Origin of the sequence: Candidatus Pantoea communis (genome assembly GCF_011752685.1) — a bacterium.
Lineage (GTDB): Bacteria > Pseudomonadota > Gammaproteobacteria > Enterobacterales > Enterobacteriaceae > Pantoea > Pantoea communis.
Map to the genome: position 1 here is coordinate 59,410 of NZ_VWXC01000014.1, position 16,496 is coordinate 75,905.

Here is a 16,496-nt window from a genome sequence, read left to right on the forward strand (position 1 = left end):
CTGCCTTAAACTGTCAACTTTTCATGACAGGCCTCTTCTGAGGCGCTGCAAGTTAGCGTATTATCTCTAAAATCAAAACCTGACTAAGGCTCATCGCAATGCGTTTGGAAGTTTTCTGCCAGGACCGCATCGGTCTGGCGCGCGAGCTACTCGACCTGCTGGTTGCGCGCAACATCGACCTGCGCGGTATTGAAATTGCGCCACTCGGTCGCATCTATCTCAACTTTTCTGCCCTTGAATTCGAACCCTTCAGTACGCTGATGGCGGAAATCCGTCGTACACCTGGCGTAACAGATGTGCGCACCGTTAGCTACATGCCCTCTGAGCGTGAACATCGCGCATTAAGTGCATTGCTGATTGCTATGCCGGAACCGGTGTTCTCTATCGACCTTAAATGCAAGGTGGAACTCGCCAATCCGGCAGCGCAAAATCTGTTCAATCTCGATGAGCAGAAGCTGCGTAATCAGAACGCCGCGACTCTGATCACCGGTTTTAACTTCCAGCGCTGGATCGAGAATGAGCGTGTGGAAGCCCAGGCACATCACGTTGTTATTCAGGGCCGTGATTTCCTGATGGAAGCCCGACCAATTTATCTGGCGGAAGAAGAGGGGCAGAGCGATCAGCCCGTCGGCGCGATGATTACGCTGAAATCCACCGCCCGCATGGGCCGTCAGCTACAAAATCTCACCGTGACGGATGAGTCGGAATTTGACCACATCGTGGCGGTGACGCCGAAAATGCGTCAGGTGATCGATCAGGCTCGTAAACTGGCGATGCACGACGCGCCACTGCTGATTGTCGGCGATACCGGCACCGGCAAAGATATGCTGGCACGCGCCTGCCATCTGCGCAGCGCACGCGGTAAAAAACCTTTTCTGGCGCTTAACTGTGCGTCTCTGCCGGATGATGTGGCCGAGAGTGAGCTGTTTGGTCACGCGGCGGGCGCTTATCCGAACGCGCTGGAAGGCAAGAAAGGTTTCTTTGAACAGGCCAATGGCGGCTCGGTGCTGCTGGATGAGATTGGTGAGATGTCACCGCGCATGCAGACAAAACTGCTGCGCTTCCTCAACGATGGCACTTTCCGTCGCGTGGGTGAAGAACATGAAGTGCATGTGGATGTGCGCGTCATTTGTGCCACGCAGAAGAACCTGATCGAGCTGGTGCAACGGGGTGAGTTCCGTGAAGACCTGTTTTACCGCCTTAATGTACTGACGCTCAATTTGCCGCCTTTACGTGAGCGCCCGCTGGACATCCTGCCGCTGACAGAGATGTTTGTGGCGCGCTTTGCGGATGAGCAGGGGCTGCCGCGTCCGCGTTTGTCACCGCAGTTGGCACCGTTCCTGACGCGCTATAACTGGCCGGGTAATGTGCGGCAGTTGAAAAATGCGCTGTATCGCGCACTGACGCAGCTGGAAGGCTACGAGTTACGTCCTCAGGACATCATTCTGCCTGAGCAGGCGTTAGATGTGACGCTGGGCGAAGAAGCGATGGAAGGTTCGCTGGATGAGATCACCAGCCGTTTCGAACGTTCGGTGCTGACGCGGCTCTACTTGTCTTACCCAAGCACGCGCAAACTGGCAAAACGCCTGGGTGTGTCGCATACCGCGATTGCCAATAAACTGCGTGAATACGGGTTGGGGCAGAAGCGCGGCGAGAGCGAGTAATTTTTCAGCGCTTATCTCACTGCCATAAAAAAGGGCGCACTTTATAAAGTGCGCCCTTATCACATCATATTAATGCTTACTTCAGTGCAGCCAGTGCCGCATCATAGTTTGGCTCTTCGGTGATTTCGTTCACCAATTCGCTGTAAATCACTTTGTCGTTTTCATCCAGTACCACTACTGCACGGGCAGTCAGGCCTTTCAGTGGGCCATCAGCAATCGCCACACCGTAATCTTCTTTGAACTCCGCACCGCGCAGCGCAGACAGGGTCACCACGTTGCTCACGTTTTCTGCACCGCAGAAACGAGACTGGGCAAACGGCAGATCGGCAGAGATGCACAGCACCACAGTGTTGCTGGATTCGCCAGAACGCTCGTTGAACTTGCGCACTGATGCCGCGCACACGCCGGTATCAATACTTGGGAAAATGTTCAGAACTTTGCGTTTACCTGCATACTGAGAAAGGGAGACGTCACTCAGGTCCTTTGCGACCAGAGAGAAAGCTTTTGCCTGTTCGCCAGCCTGCGGGAAGTGACCTGCAACCGGGACCGGATTGCCCTGAAAGTGAACATTCTGAGACATACGATTTCCTTTTAGCGATGAAAAAGTCTGGCATTAAGCCTGCCAGAGCAGATATAGCGTTTGTTTATGACATAATTTTGAAGGGTTTACGAGCGCATTTCGTCGCGATAGCAGAAGCACATCGCAATTAAGCCACGGATTTAAGGAGAATTAATGAGAACAGTGAAGAGTTATCCAGAGGCCTGGCCGTTACATTCGCCGTTTGTTATTTCACGCGGCAGCAGGACGGAAGCGCATGTTGTGGTGGTCGAGATTGAACAGGACGGCCTGAAAGGGGTAGGTGAAGCGACTCCTTACGCACGCTATGGCGAAAGTGAAGACTCGGTGCTGCAACAAATTGCCACGCAGTTGCCTGCGATACAAAATGGTATGACGCGAGCGGAGTTGCAACAGGCATTAGCGGCCGGTGCCGCGCGGAATGCGCTTGATTGTGCCTTATGGGATCTGGAACGCCAGCAACAGAATAAAAGTTTGCAGGCGCTGTGCGGTGTTGAGTTGGCAGAGGAAATCATTACTGCGCATACGGTGAGTATCGATACACCGGAAGCGATGGCCAGCAGCGCGTTAGCGTTGTGGCAACATGGTGCGCGTTTGCTGAAGATCAAACTCGATCATCATTTGATCAGTGAACGTCTGGTGGCGATTCGCAGTGCCGTACCGGAAGCGACGTTAATTGTGGATGCCAATGAGTCCTGGCAGGCAGAGGGACTGGCGGCACGCTGTCAGCTACTGGCAGATTTAAACATTGCGATGCTCGAACAACCGCTTCCGGCAGCCGAAGATGCCGCACTGGCGAACTTTGTCCACCCACTTCCTATCTGTGCGGATGAGAGTTGTCACACCCGGGAGAATCTGGCGCAGTTGAAAGGGCGCTATGAGATGGTGAACATCAAGCTGGATAAAACCGGTGGATTGACGGAAGCCCTGGCGCTGGCAAATGAGGCGCGTCAGCAAGGGTTTGCAGTGATGCTCGGCTGTATGCTGTGTACTTCAAGGGCAATCCGCGCGGCGTTACCGCTGACACCGATTGCAAAATTCGCCGATCTTGACGGCCCAACCTGGCTGGCTGCCGATGTTGAGCCGTCGCTGCATTTTTCACACGGCGTGCTTAAGCCTGCGGCTGCCAGCGCAGCAGGTTAATCATCGCAACAAGGTACACTTCAGTCGCTTCATCCACTGAAATGGGCGGCATCTCGGCGGTTATGCACAACAAGCCGAGATCGTCGCACCAGCTGCCAAATGATCCCGGCGTGGCATAGCCCACGCTGCTCACCACCGGTAATTGCGTTTGTTCTGCCAGCCACTGCGCAAGGTGGCTGTGGTGTGGATCGTCAATGCAGGCCAGAGGCTCATGCCAGGACACCACCCAGCGCGGCTTGATTTGGTGGATCAGCTGACAAAGCGCGCGCGTTTCCGGCTCGGAAGCGGGGCTGCTGCCCGTTGACAGCACCACATCACGCTCATCAGCCGCACTGTTCCAGCGATACACCGTGTCGCCATTTTGCCAGTTGGCGGCCGGGAAATTGCGATTGAGATCGACACCGTTGGCATTGGCACGCAGGCCCAACTGGCAACCATCCGGATTCACCGCCAGCACCACATGATGGCGGCGCAGTGGCTCCGGCAGCGTGCGCATCGCACCGGATAAGGTCGCGACGGCGGCATTTTCATCACCGTGCGTGCCGGCAATGATCAACCCACTGTCGGCATCGGCCGCCGGGGCCGGGAACCACAGCAGCGGTGCGCCGAGTACCGATTGCCCATATTGTTGCCAGACCGCGTCGAGTTTGCCGCGCAGCGGGCGGGGATGATGTGACGACATGACATTCCTCTCTGAAATCGTGCAATGAGCGCATGGATAGCAAGGCGCTTCAGGATTAAAAAATGTGACCGACAATTCAGCCTCAACATAACGGTAAACAGCAGACAGGGAAATAGCTATATATCAATCAGCAATTTGCGATAGAGTCACTAAATACGCTGGCGACGCAGACCTCTTCGCAGTCGCCATTTTTTTGGGTAAAGGAGTGGTGATGACATTAACTTTCCGCAAGACGCTGGCCGCCGTAATGATTGCTGGTGTTTTCTCACCGGTGTTTGCTGCTAATGTGCCAACGGGCGCACAGTTAGCGCCGACTCAGGAAATTGTTCGCCATATCAAAGACGAACCCGCTTCTCTGGATCCCATGAAAGCCGTGGGTCTGCCAGAAATTCAGGTGATGCGCGATTTGTTCGAAGGGCTGACCAATCAGGACGCACACGGCAAAATCGTGCCGGGCGTGGCTGAAAGCTGGCACAGCAATGACAACAAAACCTGGATTTTCACGCTGCGCAAAGATGCGCGCTGGTCAAATGGCGAACCGGTCACAGCGCAGGACTTCGTTTATAGCTGGCAGCGCCTGGTGGAGCCGAAAAACAGTTCTCCCTTTGCGTGGTTTGCCGCGCTGAGCGGTATCGAAAACGCGGATGCCATCACTAAAGGGCAAATGAGCGCTGATAAGTTGGGTGTCAAAGCCACCGATGCCACTCATTTGAAGGTGACATTGTCACGCCCGGTGCCGTGGTTCCCGAGCATGGTGGCGAATGCCGCGATGTATCCGGTATCGCAGAAGGTGATTGAGCAAAATCCTGATAGCTGGACGTCGCCTGGTAAACTGGTGGGCAACGGCGCCTATCAATTGCAGGATCGCGTGGTGAACGAAAAAATTGTGTTGGTGCGCAATCAACACTACTGGGACAACAGCCATTCCGTACTCACCAAAGTGACCTTTATCCCCATCAATGAAGAGTCCAGCGCCACCAAACGTTACCGCGCGGGCGATATCGATATCACCGAATCTTTCCCGAAAAATATGTATGCGCTGCTGAAAAAAGAGCTACCGGGACAGGTGTATACACCCGATCAGTTGGGCACCTACTATTACGCCTTTAACACCGAAAAGGGCCCGACCGCCGATGTGCGCGTGCGTAAAGCGCTGTCATGGAGTATCGATCGCCGCATTATCGCCGAGAAAGTGTTGGGTACCGGGGAGAAACCGGCCTGGCACTTTACACCGGATGTCACCGCAGGATTTACACCACAGCAAAGTTATCTGCAACAGCACAGCCAGCAGGAATTGAATGCACAGGCAAAAGCGCTGCTGACGTCAGCGGGTTACGGTCCTGGCAAACCGCTGCATTTGACGCTGCTGTATAACACCTCGGAAAGCCATCAGAAGATCGCCATCGCCGTGGCGTCGATGTGGAAAAAGAACCTTGGAGTGGACGTTACGCTGCAAAACCAGGAGTGGAAAACCTACATCGACAGCCGCAACAGCGGTAACTTTGACGTGATTCGCGCGTCATGGGTCGGGGATTACAATGAACCTTCCACTTTCCTGAGTTTGCTGACCTCAACACACACCGGCAATATCGCCCGTTTCCACAGCGCGGATTATGATGCGGTGCTGACCAAAGCCAGCATGGAAACCAGCGTGGCTGCACGCAATACCGACTACAACAAAGCGGAGCAGATCATTGCCGATCAGGCACCGATCGCCCCGATCTACCAATATACCAACGGGCGACTGATCAAACCGTGGGTCAAAGGTTATCCGATCACCAATCCCGAAGATGTCGCCTACAGCCGCGAACTGTGGATCGAAAAGCACTGATATGACGACGCTAATCAGCAGAGTGGTGTGATTGTGTGCGTCTCCATAACCGGAGCAACGGATTAAGGAGACGCATCCAATGACGATGTTGCCGCTCTCGCTTTCTGCGGATGCTCACCTTTATCTTGTCATCTTTGCTCACAGCCTGATGATTGCAACTCGTCTGCGCCACGCTAGACTGTATCGTATTGATTTTGAAAGTGAGGCGAGTCAGTGAACGTCATTGAAGGAAAAGCGTTAAAAGTTTCGGATGCCATTATCTCCTGCCAGCTCGACGGCAAAGGCGGGGTTATCCCGATTGAAGATAAAGATGTCATCAACTGTGAGCGTCCGTGCTGGCTGCATCTGAACTACACCCAACGGCAAAGTGCCGAGTGGCTGCAAAATACCCCGCTGATCCCCGATTCCGTTCGTGATGCGTTAGCGGGCGACAGCATGCGCCCACGCGTCGCGCGCCTGGGCGACGGTTTTATGATTGTGCTGCGCAGCGTCAATCACAACGCCGATTCACGACCGGATCAACTCGTCGCCATGCGCGTGTTTATCAACGACAAAGTGATCGTCTCCACGCGTCGCCGCAAAGTGTATGCCATTGACGAAGTGCTGGCTGATTTGCAAAACGGTAACGGCCCGGTGGATGGCGGTAGCTGGCTGGTGGATGTTTGCGATGCGCTCACCGATCACGCCAGCGAATTTATCGAAGAGATGCACGACAAAATTATCGAGCTGGAAGATGCGTTGATGGATCAGCAGGTCCCGGCACGCGGCGAGTTAGCGCTGCTGCGTAAGCAACTGATCGTGATGCGTCGTTATATGGCGCCACAGCGTGATGTATATGCCCGTCTGGCGAGTGAAAAACTGCCGTGGATGAATGATGACGACCGTCGTCGTATGCAGGACGTGGCCGATCGTCTGGGACGCGGACTGGATGACCTCAATGCAGGCGTAGCGCGTACCGGGATTTTGGCCGATGAAATCGCGTCTTTACTGGCAGAGTCGATGAACCGCCGCACCTATACCATGTCGCTGATGGCGATGATTTTCCTGCCTGCGACCTTCCTGACCGGTTTATTTGGCGTCAACCTTGGCGGTATTCCGGGTGGTAGTTGGCCGCTGGGCTTCACCGCGTTCTGCGTACTACTGCTGGTGATGGTGGTGGGCGTGGCGATATGGCTCAAACGACGCAACTGGTTGTAATGTAAGGCTCAGGTTATAAGCGTTAACCCGCTGTTAAATAAGGTGCTGTAAGCAAAAAAGCGGGAAAAACCTGATCGATATCAATAAGTGGATCGCCTAACAGGGGCAAACTCTCTCTCGCAGGTGAATGCAACGTCAAGCGATGGGCGTTGCGCTCCATATTGTCTTACTTCCTTTTTTAGAATTACTGCATAGCACATTTGATTCGTACAACGCCGGCTAATCCGCCGGCTTTTTTTTGCCCGCTTGGCTTGGCTGTGTTTCCTTTCCTATGCTTAAAGGACATTCAGCGATAAGGAGCAGGGCATGCTAGAACTCATTGCCAGCGATCCCATTCCAACCGATCCGCCACCGATTCCAGAACCGATTCCTCATCCGCAGCCCATTCCGGAACCCGATCCTCCCTACGATCCCGAGTTTCCACCGATCATCGATCCGCCACCTCACCGGTAATAAAAAAGGCGCAGAGCCGAAGCGCTGCGCCTTAATGAGAATCGTCTGCGAATTACTTAATTTCTAACACATCCAGTCGCACGCTCATTTCCGGCGCGTCTTCTTCGTCCGGCTGCCAGCCCGCAGGTTTCACCGGCAATGTTTCGCGATCAAAGCCAATATCGCCGCCATCGACCACTTCATCGCCGTGCTGAATGCCTTTAAAGTCGAACAAATTAATGTCCGCCATGTGCGAAGGCACAATGTTCTGCATCGCACTGAACATGGTTTCGATACGGCCAGGATAGCGTTTATCCCAGTCACGCAGCATATCCGCGACGACCTGACGCTGCAGGTTCGGCTGTGAACCGCACAGATTGCACGGAATAATCGGATACTGGCGCGCTTCAGCGAAGCGGATGATGTCTTTTTCGCGGCAATAGGCCAGCGGACGAATGACGATATGTTTGCCATCGTCACTCATCAGCTTTGGTGGCATACCTTTCATTTTGCCGCCGTAGAACATGTTCAGGAACAGGGTCTGCAGGATATCGTCGCGATGATGGCCCAGCGCAATCTTAGTACAGCCCAGTTCAGTGGCGGTGCGGTAAAGGATCCCGCGACGCAGACGTGAACAGAGCGAACAGGTGGTCTTGCCTTCCGGAATCTTCTCTTTAACGATCGAGTAAGTATCTTCGTCAACGATTTTATACTCGACACCCTGTTCTTCCAGATACGCGGGGAGAATATGCGCCGGGAATCCTGGCTGTTTTTGGTCGAGGTTGACCGCCACCAGTGAGAAGTTCACCGGCGCGCTCTTCTGCAAACTGCGCAAAATTTCCAGCATGGTGTAGCTGTCTTTACCGCCAGACAGGCAGACCATGATGCGATCGCCTTCTTCAATCATGTTGAAATCAGCAATGGCCTCGCCCACGTTACGACGCAGACGCTTCTGAAGCTTGTTCAGGTTGTACTGCTCTTTTTTTGTTACTTCTTGATTATCATGCATTATTTACTGTCTCGGAAACCAAAAGGGGCATACAGGGGGCAACTGTTATCAGATAGCCAGTTTGCTGTTGAGCATGTCAACCTGCTCGCCATTCATCTCTTCAATCCATGTCGCGTAGATTTCATATACCATCTACGCGTTTTCATGCCCCATCTGATTCGCTATGAATGACGGGTTGGCGCCAGCCGACAAAAAGCCAGCAGGCAAAAGTATGTCGCGTATGGTACGGATTACGGCGACGAATTCCAGCTCCAATCTGATTATTAATTTGAATTTTCAACGTCCGGCTCTGGAGCTGTTTTGGCGTTGAGCTTAAAAAGCAATCTTTCTGCTTCTGCTAAACTTTTGTCTGAAAACATGAAAATACACAATTAGAAGGATAGACAATGGCAAATCCAGAGCTGACCCCAAATAAAGGTTCGGATAAGATCGAACATAAACTTATTCTTCAGAGTGGGACAGCATGGAATAAGCAGCCTTATGAAGCGTATTCCAAAGGCAAGCCACTCATTTCGGTAATGCGCATGTCTTTACCTCCTGATAGCGAGCTGCCCTGGCACACACATGCCATGCCTAACACGGCATACGTCCTGTCGGGACAGTTGACAATTGAAGACATGAATACAGGCGCCACATATCGCGTTAATGCGGGTGAGGCGATCAATGAAACGGTAAATAGCGCACACCGCGGGTATACGTCTGAACAGGGGGCTGAACTGGTAATTTTTTACGCAGGAGTTGAAAGTCAGGAGCTTTCAGAACCTCTTCCTGGAGAGAAACCTGAATACCACGCCTGATTTAAAAGACCACAGTACTCAGAATTTTGCCGTCCATTTTGGTGAGGGTTGTGTTGCACCGACCCGTCGAACTCATTTCATATTCGAATTTGCCGGGCATCACACCTGAAAACAATAGTGCGGCTAATTAGCTAAGCACGCGTCGGTACAGGCGTACCCTGATGGAAAACCAGAGACCACTGACTCTCTTTCGAAAGCAGCCAGTGAGAGGAACGTAATGCAGGTCGGCTCCCGTCAGCATCAGACGTACGGTAAAGAAGTATTGCGCAACTTTCATTTATTTCGGTTAGCCGGAAATTGCTGCTTATTATTGGACTTGCAGTTTTCTCGCTCAATAGCGACATGATCGTGTCTGAGCGATCGACCATCATGCCTGAACGTGTAATCTCACGGAATTCAGGATGAAGAAGATGCTCGAGCCAATCCCGGTCGTTGCGTTTGTCACCGTGAAGGCTGCATTCAAGCAACATGAGCTTTTCAAGGAGCATTGTAATTAACCCTTAATGATCTGACAGGACGTTTTTTTGCATTGAAAGGGTGTCAATGAGTTATGGCGCCGCTCATTGGGCAGAAAAGTACTACTCTTTGTAGAAGTTATCATAGTTCTAACTGGAGGATATGTATGGAAAATATACCGACGCGCGCGCCAACCAGGGGCATAAACCATGTAGGGCTTACCGTTCCCGACCTGCAACAGGCAACTGAATTTTTACAGAAGGCGCTGGACGCGAAATTTGTCTATAACGGCCTAACAGAGCATGATCATCCACGACAGGGAGCAGATACAGAGAAACAATTAGGCTTAAGCTCCGGGTCATTGATTATCAAGCAGCGCTTGCTACGGATTGGTAATGGTCCAAATCTCGAGCTTTTTGAGATAAAAAGTGAAGAACAGGAGCAACCTGTAAGGCTGCAGGATATTGGCTGGAATCACATCTCTCTTTATGTGGACGATATAAATTATGCGGTGGAAAGGGTCAGGGCAGCGGGAGGAAGGCTTCTTTCAGAAATACATGGTAACTCCCGTCATGAAGATACCGAAAATAATGCTAGCGTATACTTTCAGGCTCCGTGGGGCAGCCTGATTGAACTTCAATCAATACCGAATGGTTACTATTATCCCGATGATAGCGAAGCAGAGACATGGATACCTGCGCCGTAGTCATCATCTCAGGTAAGGGTGCTTAGCTAAACCTGCGCCCATTCACGCAGCACGTGTCTTAAAACTGGCAAACACTTAACCATAGCTGACTTACGCACTGTGTCAGCTATGTAGCTAGCCCCTCTTACTTTCATCATCAGATGTCCCTTCTGAGTGATGCTCAGATCAAACAGTTTACTGACTCACATTGCTATTACATCTCGTTATTAACTTGCTTTTACTTATGCTAGTTAATACTTTATTAGATTAGTCACCTAATCATTAATGATGCCAGGAATTTAATTAAGTCGTTTACATAAGCGTTGAGAAATTTCGATCCCTTAACGTCATAAGTGAGAGTTAAACAATAGAAAACTCTAAGTCACCTCTTATCTACCATTATTATAAATAAATGATGAGATTGTTACGTGCTGCAAGGTAATTAAAATATTTCAATTGTTTAGAGAGGTTGAGAAAAGTTCCTTCATTGAGTTACATATTCAAATAGGCATAACCTATCGGGTAAATAATATGGCCGGGCGAGGTTAATGCTATAATAACATGGTAGTAAGCAATGTTCTCTAATTCATAAGCGAGGTACAAACGTGTTGTACAGCGAAGACATGACCGGTCACGCAATTATTGGTGAAGCAGCAGTCAATCTAGCCGTGCGTGAACAGGATATAACCGTCGATGCGCTTATCTCTGAATTGGCCGCGATGCTTAAGGCAGACAGTAGTCACTCAAGAGAGCTGTCAATCAGGGAAGCCATCAAGTGGTTGCGAGGACACCGTAGTATTAGCGCTAAATCTACTGGTGAAGATAGTTGGCTTTTACCAGATGCAGGCCATTCAGGCACTGCATCATAGGAAAGTACCTTACGCTTGATGGCAGATGACGATGACTTAAAATAACCACATACTGTGGCGGCAGGTAAGGTAATGCCTGTCGCTTTCGTATGTGTCAGTGCCAGGGTTTTAATTACCCAAATAGCTGCTTTTTCTGAATCTGCGCTTGCTCGCTCCGCAATACATTTACTGTCATATACTTCACTATAGCGGCAGTATTTATGACTGCAGGACTATAATCTTCAACCTTTAATCCAGCCAATGCGCAATTTAAACCAACGCGAATCGCGCGAGCATTCAGGGATCATCACAGCATGAGAGAAACCAATACGGTTGCACACATACAGGCATGCCTTATGGTTAAAGGTGACCGTTATGCATTACAGAAAGAAACGCTGTACGACATTATCCACAACCTTATTTATATAGGGGCACCGGTGAATAACAAAACCATTATGCGGCATATCATGAATCAGCTCATGGTTGAAAATAACGCCGAAAGGCAGGAAATCCTGCGCGTTCTGCTCCAGTTGATCGTGGGATATACGCCGGACGATCCCGGTGTCTGAAAGCGGCTGGCGCCGCATAATTTCAGTTGAGTTTTTTTGCCAGTAACCTGATAGCCCGCTCACAGGAGTCGCGCATTATTTTGTCCGGGGCGGACTCCTTCAGGCGCCAGAGGGCAGCGATGAGTTCATGCACATGTACGGTCCCGCTGCGACGCAGCAATTGCTTCAGCGCGACAGCCACAGCCTGGTGCATAAGGTCCTCTATTTCATTTCCGTTTTTCAGATGCGCTCCGCTTATTGGGGATATATACAGTGTATCGCGATAAGCGGTGCTGATAAACAGGCGCGGAAAAAAACAGTCTGATAGCAGTTCAATCAGTAAAGGGATTTCCGGTCAGGTGGAATATCGTGATTGCCGCCAGGTGCTTCGTCTTCATGACCTGGCAGCGGTATAGCTACATCATGAATAAAATGTTCTGACATAGTTCTTCCCGTCACCTTTAAATAGATGACATTAAGTTTAGCTGCGTTACTTTACTGAGTGTGAATCATTATCCGTAATGTGACTTAGGATTAAAAAAGTTCATCGCGCATGAAGTGTGAGCGTAGAGTCCCGCGTATCGGACATGCTGTCATCGATGCACAGACGACAGATGGAGGCCCAAACATTCATACGTTGCGATGCAATCTGATAGGCGTGCCTATAGGTGAGGGCAGACCCCATAAATTGACGCTCCGGATGATCTTCCAGGCATACGCATCCTCTGGCGTGTAACTGGTAATGCTGTCCTGCATTGAGAAGGTAATAAAACTGGGACATACGTGTTTCCTTCTGGTTAAAAGAGATACTGTATGCTGGGATGTCAGGTAGTGAAATTCATTTTTGAAGCGATTTAAGCCGGTACTACCGGAGGGTGTCGTCCCTGACAGGTTCTCCGGCCGGTGCACGCCTGGGCGAGACCGGTGAGGTCATCTTCATCGTCGTCTTCCGGCCAGAGCCGGACTACGTCCTTTGGCGTCAGTTCTTCTCGTCGTTCAGGTCTGCAAAAGTCTGCAGGTACGGCAGATACCGGACAGCCTGTTCAGGCTCATTGAAGCTCTTCAGCCAGCTTCTGGCTTCCGAAATTTCCGTGAGCCTTTTATCGCTGCCGCCGGCTTGTGCCATGCGTCCAAGCTCAGAAATAAGCGAATGCACGCTTATTTCTTTTTCACCCAGCGCAAGACTTAATGCCGCTTCGCCAATAATGACGTGCCCTTTCCCGTCGTGATGATTAGACAAATTAACTACCTCCGTTTCACGTTGATGACAGCCTCACGTCACACTGTAGTCGCAGATGGTGAAAGTGCCCGTAGGTTATTCTGAAAAAAGCTGAATTCGTAATAATTTGTATCAATTGCTGAGTTTATTGGGCCCTTTATGCAAAAAAAATCCACTTAAGTAATCCACGAAGAATTAACCGTGGCCGGATGAATTTATTTTCTGACAATTAAATCAGGCTGTTCAATCCGTCAGGTTTTGCATGCGTGAATGTGGGCGTGTGCTGCTCGTAACCTTGAGCCTTTCGCGGCGCGCAGGTTGAGTACTGTTGATAAGGATTTGGGTAAACGCATGCAGGAGGCGCTCAAATCGAAAGGTTTTACTTTGCGTACAAATGCTTCGCTACTATGCGTACTGGCTTTGTGAAGCGCGGCACCCGCATGAATTAATACCTGTGTTGAGGACAAAAAGGCTTAATGATGTCTACGTCGTTTAAGTCGCGGTGCGGTGAGAGTGACTACCGGTCCGGTTTGAGAATGGTCAGCCAACTGCTATGGTGCCCGTGACAATCTGCGGTAATAGGGAGCCAGAAATGCTTACAACAATTATTTACCGAAGCCATCTTGCCGATGAGGTACCCATAAGCATCCTGCCGAGTATGGTGGAGAGAGCCAGCCTGCTCAACGCCCGTCATCAGGTTACGGGGATCTTGCTCTTTAACGGCACGCACTTCTTCCAGATTCTTGAGGGCCCGGAGGAGGGCGTACTGTACATTTATGGTCGTATCTGCGCCGACCGGCGTCACCACAATGTGGTTGAGCTGATGCGCGACTACTCACCGTCGCGCCGCTTCGGCAACCATGGAATGGAGCTGTTTGACCTGCGCCACCATGACAGTGGCAGTGTGCTGCAGGCGGTGCTTGACCGCGGCACGTCTAAATATCGTCTGACATACGACGATCGGGGCCTGCAGTTCTTACGTACCTTCGTGGAAGCCCGTGAGAAAGAAAACTACTTCGAGGTTTTGCCCGCTGACTACTGGGACTTTGTACCGGATGAGAACGGTCCCCCGTTCCCGGCGGTGGGCGTCACCTTCCGCCCGGTGGTTGATCCTCTGGGTCGTGAGATCACAGCCATCGAGGCCATACCCGATGAAGCCCCGGATGGACTGACCGGCGAGTCGCTGTATGCGTATAACCTAAGCGTCGTCACAGAGGCGCTGAACAAGGCAGGCAGATCGTGTCCCGACGACATCATGCTGTACGTCAGCATATTGCCCATGACGCTGGTTAATCTTCCGGATGCCGTTAGCCGGCTCATTAACGCAATTGACCGTGCTGAGCTGGTGCCGCAGCAAATAATACTCGGCGTCAGTGAAACAGAGGTTATCTCTCAGCTGGAATCATTCACTCAGGCGGTACGCCAACTGAAGCAAGCCGGTATCAGTATCTCTATCGACAACTTTGGTGACGGTTCGGCAGGACTGTCTCTGCTGGCGCACGTCCAGCCGGACCGCGTGCGCATCGGCGCAGCGATCGTGCGCAATATTCACCGCAGCGGTCCCCGTCAGGCGGTGGTACACGCGGTGCTTCGCTGTTGTTCAGCTCTGGAGATAAACGTCATTGCAGCGGGTATCGAACAGCCTGAGGAGTGGATGTGGCTGGAGGCGGCTGGTGTCACTGATTTCCAGGGTGAGCTATTCACTGCAAAAGGCGCGGTCGTTGCCTGGCCGGAGACCCGAGAGGCTGTTTGAGATACAGGAAAGAAAAGGGCCCAAAGCGGGCCCAACAGGATTAGGAGGTTGCGGTGAGGTTGGTTGCTGGCTGCTCGGCCATGACAGCCGGTATTTGTGCCTTCTCATACCGCAAAGTTCTGCCACGATTCGCTTTTTCAAGCCAGCTAATGAAATGCGTCATCATTGCGGAAGCGTGTTGTGTGTCGGGGGTGCGATAAATAAGCAGCCGGCTTTTGGTTTGGTTTGTGCAGTCGATGGCATATATCTCAATACCGGTATCACGTTGCTCGCTTTCAATTGCTGTGAAATGCATGCGAGGCCAGCGGTTTAACCTCAGCATAAACTCACTTAGAATCATCTTTTTCACCTTTGTTATTTTAGAGTTGGAAGACTTTTTTCACTGGTCTGCCCAGCGTAGAACTGGTTGCGGACTCTGCAAGCTAACGGCACATTATTATTCGTAAAAATTTCGTAAAGGCAGCGGGTTAAAAGACTTACCAGCACCGCAGACGTCTAAAGCATGAACCTGAGGTGCGTATCCGGCAATCCGCTGGCGGGCTATCAGTGCAAAAGGGAATAACTGAGAGGGGAGTCAGTAATGCTCAGTGAAGATCGTTTGAATCAAATCGCAGAAAATCAGGGCAGCTATGAAGCGGAAGCTGTGGCCATGGCGCTGGAGATCCTGCAACTGCGGCGTATGCTTGGTGCCCCCTGGGCCGTGGTGCAACCGCTGGGCGAGCTTTACGTTGAGGACGGGAACGCGGCTATGATCTGGCCGGCAAGCCTGGCGGAGCGGGGCGACGTCTGGCTGTATCGCCTTGAAAAGCCTTCATAGGTGGCGGCAGCCTTATCGACAATAGCAAAGCAGCGCGGCCGCAGAAAGAAATTACCGGCGCTGGAGTAAGGTACCTTCAGCACAGCTTAGCTCTGCTGGACTCCCCTGACGTGACGCGTGTTAACACCGCCGCGTAAATGTTTTCTAAAGGTATCCTTCCCGTTCATGTTCGGGCCAGCTGCACTGTGCTAAGCTCTGCGCCCAAAACCTACTGCCGGATAACCCCATGAAAAATGATTTTGAAGATAAAATGGCCGACATTATGCTTGGCGAAGCCGTCACGGCGCTGCTGGATGAGGACGTGGCCATTAGCTGGGCGGCCCTGACGGATCGCTTACGATCGGCCATTGAAATTGAAACGGACGAAGATCGGATTCGCGCAGGTCTACGCGCTATTGAAGAAGTACGGCGGGAAATGCATGTTCGTAATGGTGAAAAGACAGAGGGGAAAAGGGTTGCCGCATTGACAGAGCAGAAGCTTCACTGACTCCATGGGGGGCTGCGGTATCTGATACTGCCCCTTTCTGTTATACTGTACACTCATCCACCTTACGGACGGAGGTCATATGAATGATGACACCACCGCCGAAGATATCTACGCCGTTATCGGAACGGTAGTGGCTCGCCTTCTTAAGCCGGACCAGCACCTCACTCTCCACGAGATTACCAGCGCCCTGCACAGCATGAGTGAAGTGGTCGGCACTGCCGGAATGCGCCTAAGCTGCGAACGCGCCATCAGGCTTCTGGCAGAGCAAATGCACTGACTTTCAGATTCCTCCTGTTCTGACATACATCCTGGCTCACTGACGGTGATGTGCCACACTATGAAGTGTTAAAC

20 protein-coding genes and 1 pseudogene are annotated in these 16,496 nt (G+C 51.6%); 14 read left to right on the forward strand and 7 right to left on the reverse strand.

The genetic code is table 11. The annotated features are described in order from the left end of the window. The first annotated feature begins 98 nt into the window (after positions 1-98). Positions 99-1,664 (forward strand): transcriptional regulator TyrR, encoded by a 1,566-nt coding sequence (gene tyrR, locus F3J37_RS18415; protein WP_034821366.1) that lies wholly within the window; start codon positions 99-101, stop codon positions 1,662-1,664. Positions 1,665-1,740: 76 nt separating this feature from the next. On the opposite strand, the gene tpx is transcribed toward tyrR, so the two are convergent. After that, a complete protein-coding gene (gene tpx, locus F3J37_RS18420) occupies positions 1,741-2,244 on the reverse strand; it encodes a thiol peroxidase (RefSeq protein ID WP_034821364.1) in 504 nt (167 codons plus the stop codon). A 153-nt stretch (positions 2,245-2,397) separates the two neighbouring features. Here tpx and ycjG point away from each other — a divergent pair, with 153 nt between their 5' ends. Then, positions 2,398-3,384 carry an L-Ala-D/L-Glu epimerase gene (gene ycjG, locus F3J37_RS18425; protein ID WP_166935002.1) on the forward strand — a complete coding sequence of 329 codons (987 nt, stop codon included), beginning with the start codon at positions 2,398-2,400 and terminating at the stop codon, positions 3,382-3,384. On the opposite strand, the gene mpaA is transcribed toward ycjG, so the two are convergent. Then, positions 3,353-4,066 carry a murein tripeptide amidase MpaA gene (gene mpaA / locus F3J37_RS18430; RefSeq protein ID WP_166935004.1) on the reverse strand — a complete coding sequence of 238 codons (714 nt, stop codon included), beginning with the start codon at positions 4,064-4,066 and terminating at the stop codon, positions 3,353-3,355. The genes ycjG and mpaA overlap by 32 nt on opposite strands. 211 nt (positions 4,067-4,277) lie before the next feature. Here mpaA and F3J37_RS18435 point away from each other — a divergent pair, with 211 nt between their 5' ends. From F3J37_RS18435 to F3J37_RS18450, 4 genes are all read left to right on the forward strand, one after another. After that, a complete protein-coding gene (locus tag F3J37_RS18435) occupies positions 4,278-5,897 on the forward strand; it encodes a peptide ABC transporter substrate-binding protein (RefSeq protein ID WP_166935006.1) in 1,620 nt (539 codons plus the stop codon). Between the two features lie 79 nt (positions 5,898-5,976). Beyond that, positions 5,977-6,114 (forward strand): hypothetical protein, encoded by a 138-nt coding sequence (locus F3J37_RS28145; RefSeq protein WP_166935008.1) that lies wholly within the window; start codon positions 5,977-5,979, stop codon positions 6,112-6,114. Beyond that, positions 6,111-7,094 carry a zinc transporter ZntB gene (gene zntB / locus F3J37_RS18445; RefSeq protein ID WP_166935010.1) on the forward strand — a complete coding sequence of 328 codons (984 nt, stop codon included), beginning with the start codon at positions 6,111-6,113 and terminating at the stop codon, positions 7,092-7,094. Before F3J37_RS28145 ends, zntB begins: the two co-directional genes overlap by 4 nt. 306 nt (positions 7,095-7,400) lie before the next feature. Continuing rightward, positions 7,401-7,547 (forward strand): hypothetical protein, encoded by a 147-nt coding sequence (locus tag F3J37_RS18450; RefSeq protein ID WP_166935011.1) that lies wholly within the window; start codon positions 7,401-7,403, stop codon positions 7,545-7,547. A 52-nt stretch (positions 7,548-7,599) separates the two neighbouring features. Here the strand turns inward: F3J37_RS18450 and ttcA are convergent, their stop codons facing one another. Further along, positions 7,600-8,535, reverse strand: coding sequence for a tRNA 2-thiocytidine(32) synthetase TtcA (gene ttcA / locus F3J37_RS18455; protein ID WP_166935013.1), 936 nt, complete (start codon positions 8,533-8,535; stop codon positions 7,600-7,602). 48 nt (positions 8,536-8,583) lie between these two features. Beyond that, positions 8,584-8,785: pseudogene (locus F3J37_RS28150) on the reverse strand (tyrosine-type recombinase/integrase); the annotation flags it as partial. A 136-nt stretch (positions 8,786-8,921) separates the two neighbouring features. On the opposite strand from F3J37_RS28150, the gene F3J37_RS18465 reads away from it, so the two are divergent. Continuing rightward, complete coding sequence (locus tag F3J37_RS18465) at positions 8,922-9,332, forward strand: cupin domain-containing protein (protein WP_166935015.1); 411 nt, start codon at positions 8,922-8,924, stop codon at positions 9,330-9,332. A gap of 131 nt (positions 9,333-9,463) precedes the next feature. Here the strand turns inward: F3J37_RS18465 and F3J37_RS28155 are convergent, their stop codons facing one another. Beyond that, positions 9,464-9,820 carry a nuclear transport factor 2 family protein gene (locus tag F3J37_RS28155; protein ID WP_240154132.1) on the reverse strand — a complete coding sequence of 119 codons (357 nt, stop codon included), beginning with the start codon at positions 9,818-9,820 and terminating at the stop codon, positions 9,464-9,466. Positions 9,821-9,954: 134 nt separating this feature from the next. On the opposite strand from F3J37_RS28155, the gene F3J37_RS18470 reads away from it, so the two are divergent. The 3 genes from F3J37_RS18470 (at position 9,955) to F3J37_RS18480 (ending at position 11,890) form a co-directional block, all read left to right on the forward strand. Further along, the gene (locus F3J37_RS18470) at positions 9,955-10,494 is read left to right on the forward strand and encodes a VOC family protein (protein ID WP_166935017.1); all 540 of its coding nucleotides are present in this window, start codon (positions 9,955-9,957) and stop codon (positions 10,492-10,494) included. Positions 10,495-11,078: 584 nt separating this feature from the next. Then, entirely contained in the window at positions 11,079-11,342 is a 264-nt protein-coding gene (locus F3J37_RS18475; protein ID WP_166935018.1) for a hypothetical protein, read from the forward strand. Between the two features lie 335 nt (positions 11,343-11,677). Further along, the gene (locus tag F3J37_RS18480; RefSeq protein ID WP_166935020.1) at positions 11,678-11,890 is read left to right on the forward strand and encodes a biofilm development regulator YmgB/AriR family protein; all 213 of its coding nucleotides are present in this window, start codon (positions 11,678-11,680) and stop codon (positions 11,888-11,890) included. Between the two features lie 958 nt (positions 11,891-12,848). Here the strand turns inward: F3J37_RS18480 and F3J37_RS18485 are convergent. Beyond that, on the reverse strand, positions 12,849-13,109 hold the full coding sequence (locus tag F3J37_RS18485) for a hypothetical protein (RefSeq protein WP_160867415.1): 261 nt from the start codon (positions 13,107-13,109) through the stop codon (positions 12,849-12,851). A gap of 571 nt (positions 13,110-13,680) precedes the next feature. Here F3J37_RS18485 and F3J37_RS18490 point away from each other — a divergent pair. Next, the gene (locus F3J37_RS18490; RefSeq protein WP_166935022.1) at positions 13,681-14,841 is read left to right on the forward strand and encodes a diguanylate phosphodiesterase; all 1,161 of its coding nucleotides are present in this window, start codon (positions 13,681-13,683) and stop codon (positions 14,839-14,841) included. A gap of 40 nt (positions 14,842-14,881) precedes the next feature. Here the strand turns inward: F3J37_RS18490 and F3J37_RS18495 are convergent, their stop codons facing one another. Further along, entirely contained in the window at positions 14,882-15,181 is a 300-nt protein-coding gene (locus tag F3J37_RS18495) for a hypothetical protein (protein ID WP_166935024.1), read from the reverse strand. Between the two features lie 240 nt (positions 15,182-15,421). Between F3J37_RS18495 and F3J37_RS18500 the strand changes: the two genes are divergently transcribed. The 3 genes from F3J37_RS18500 (at position 15,422) to F3J37_RS18510 (ending at position 16,422) form a co-directional block, all read left to right on the forward strand. Continuing rightward, the gene (locus F3J37_RS18500) at positions 15,422-15,658 is read left to right on the forward strand and encodes a hypothetical protein (protein ID WP_166935026.1); all 237 of its coding nucleotides are present in this window, start codon (positions 15,422-15,424) and stop codon (positions 15,656-15,658) included. Between the two features lie 226 nt (positions 15,659-15,884). After that, a complete protein-coding gene (locus F3J37_RS18505; RefSeq protein ID WP_166935028.1) occupies positions 15,885-16,145 on the forward strand; it encodes a hypothetical protein in 261 nt (86 codons plus the stop codon). A 79-nt stretch (positions 16,146-16,224) separates the two neighbouring features. Then, positions 16,225-16,422, forward strand: a complete 198-nt coding sequence (locus F3J37_RS18510) for a hypothetical protein (protein ID WP_160833581.1) — start codon at positions 16,225-16,227, stop codon at positions 16,420-16,422. Positions 16,423-16,496: the final 74 nt, after the last annotated feature.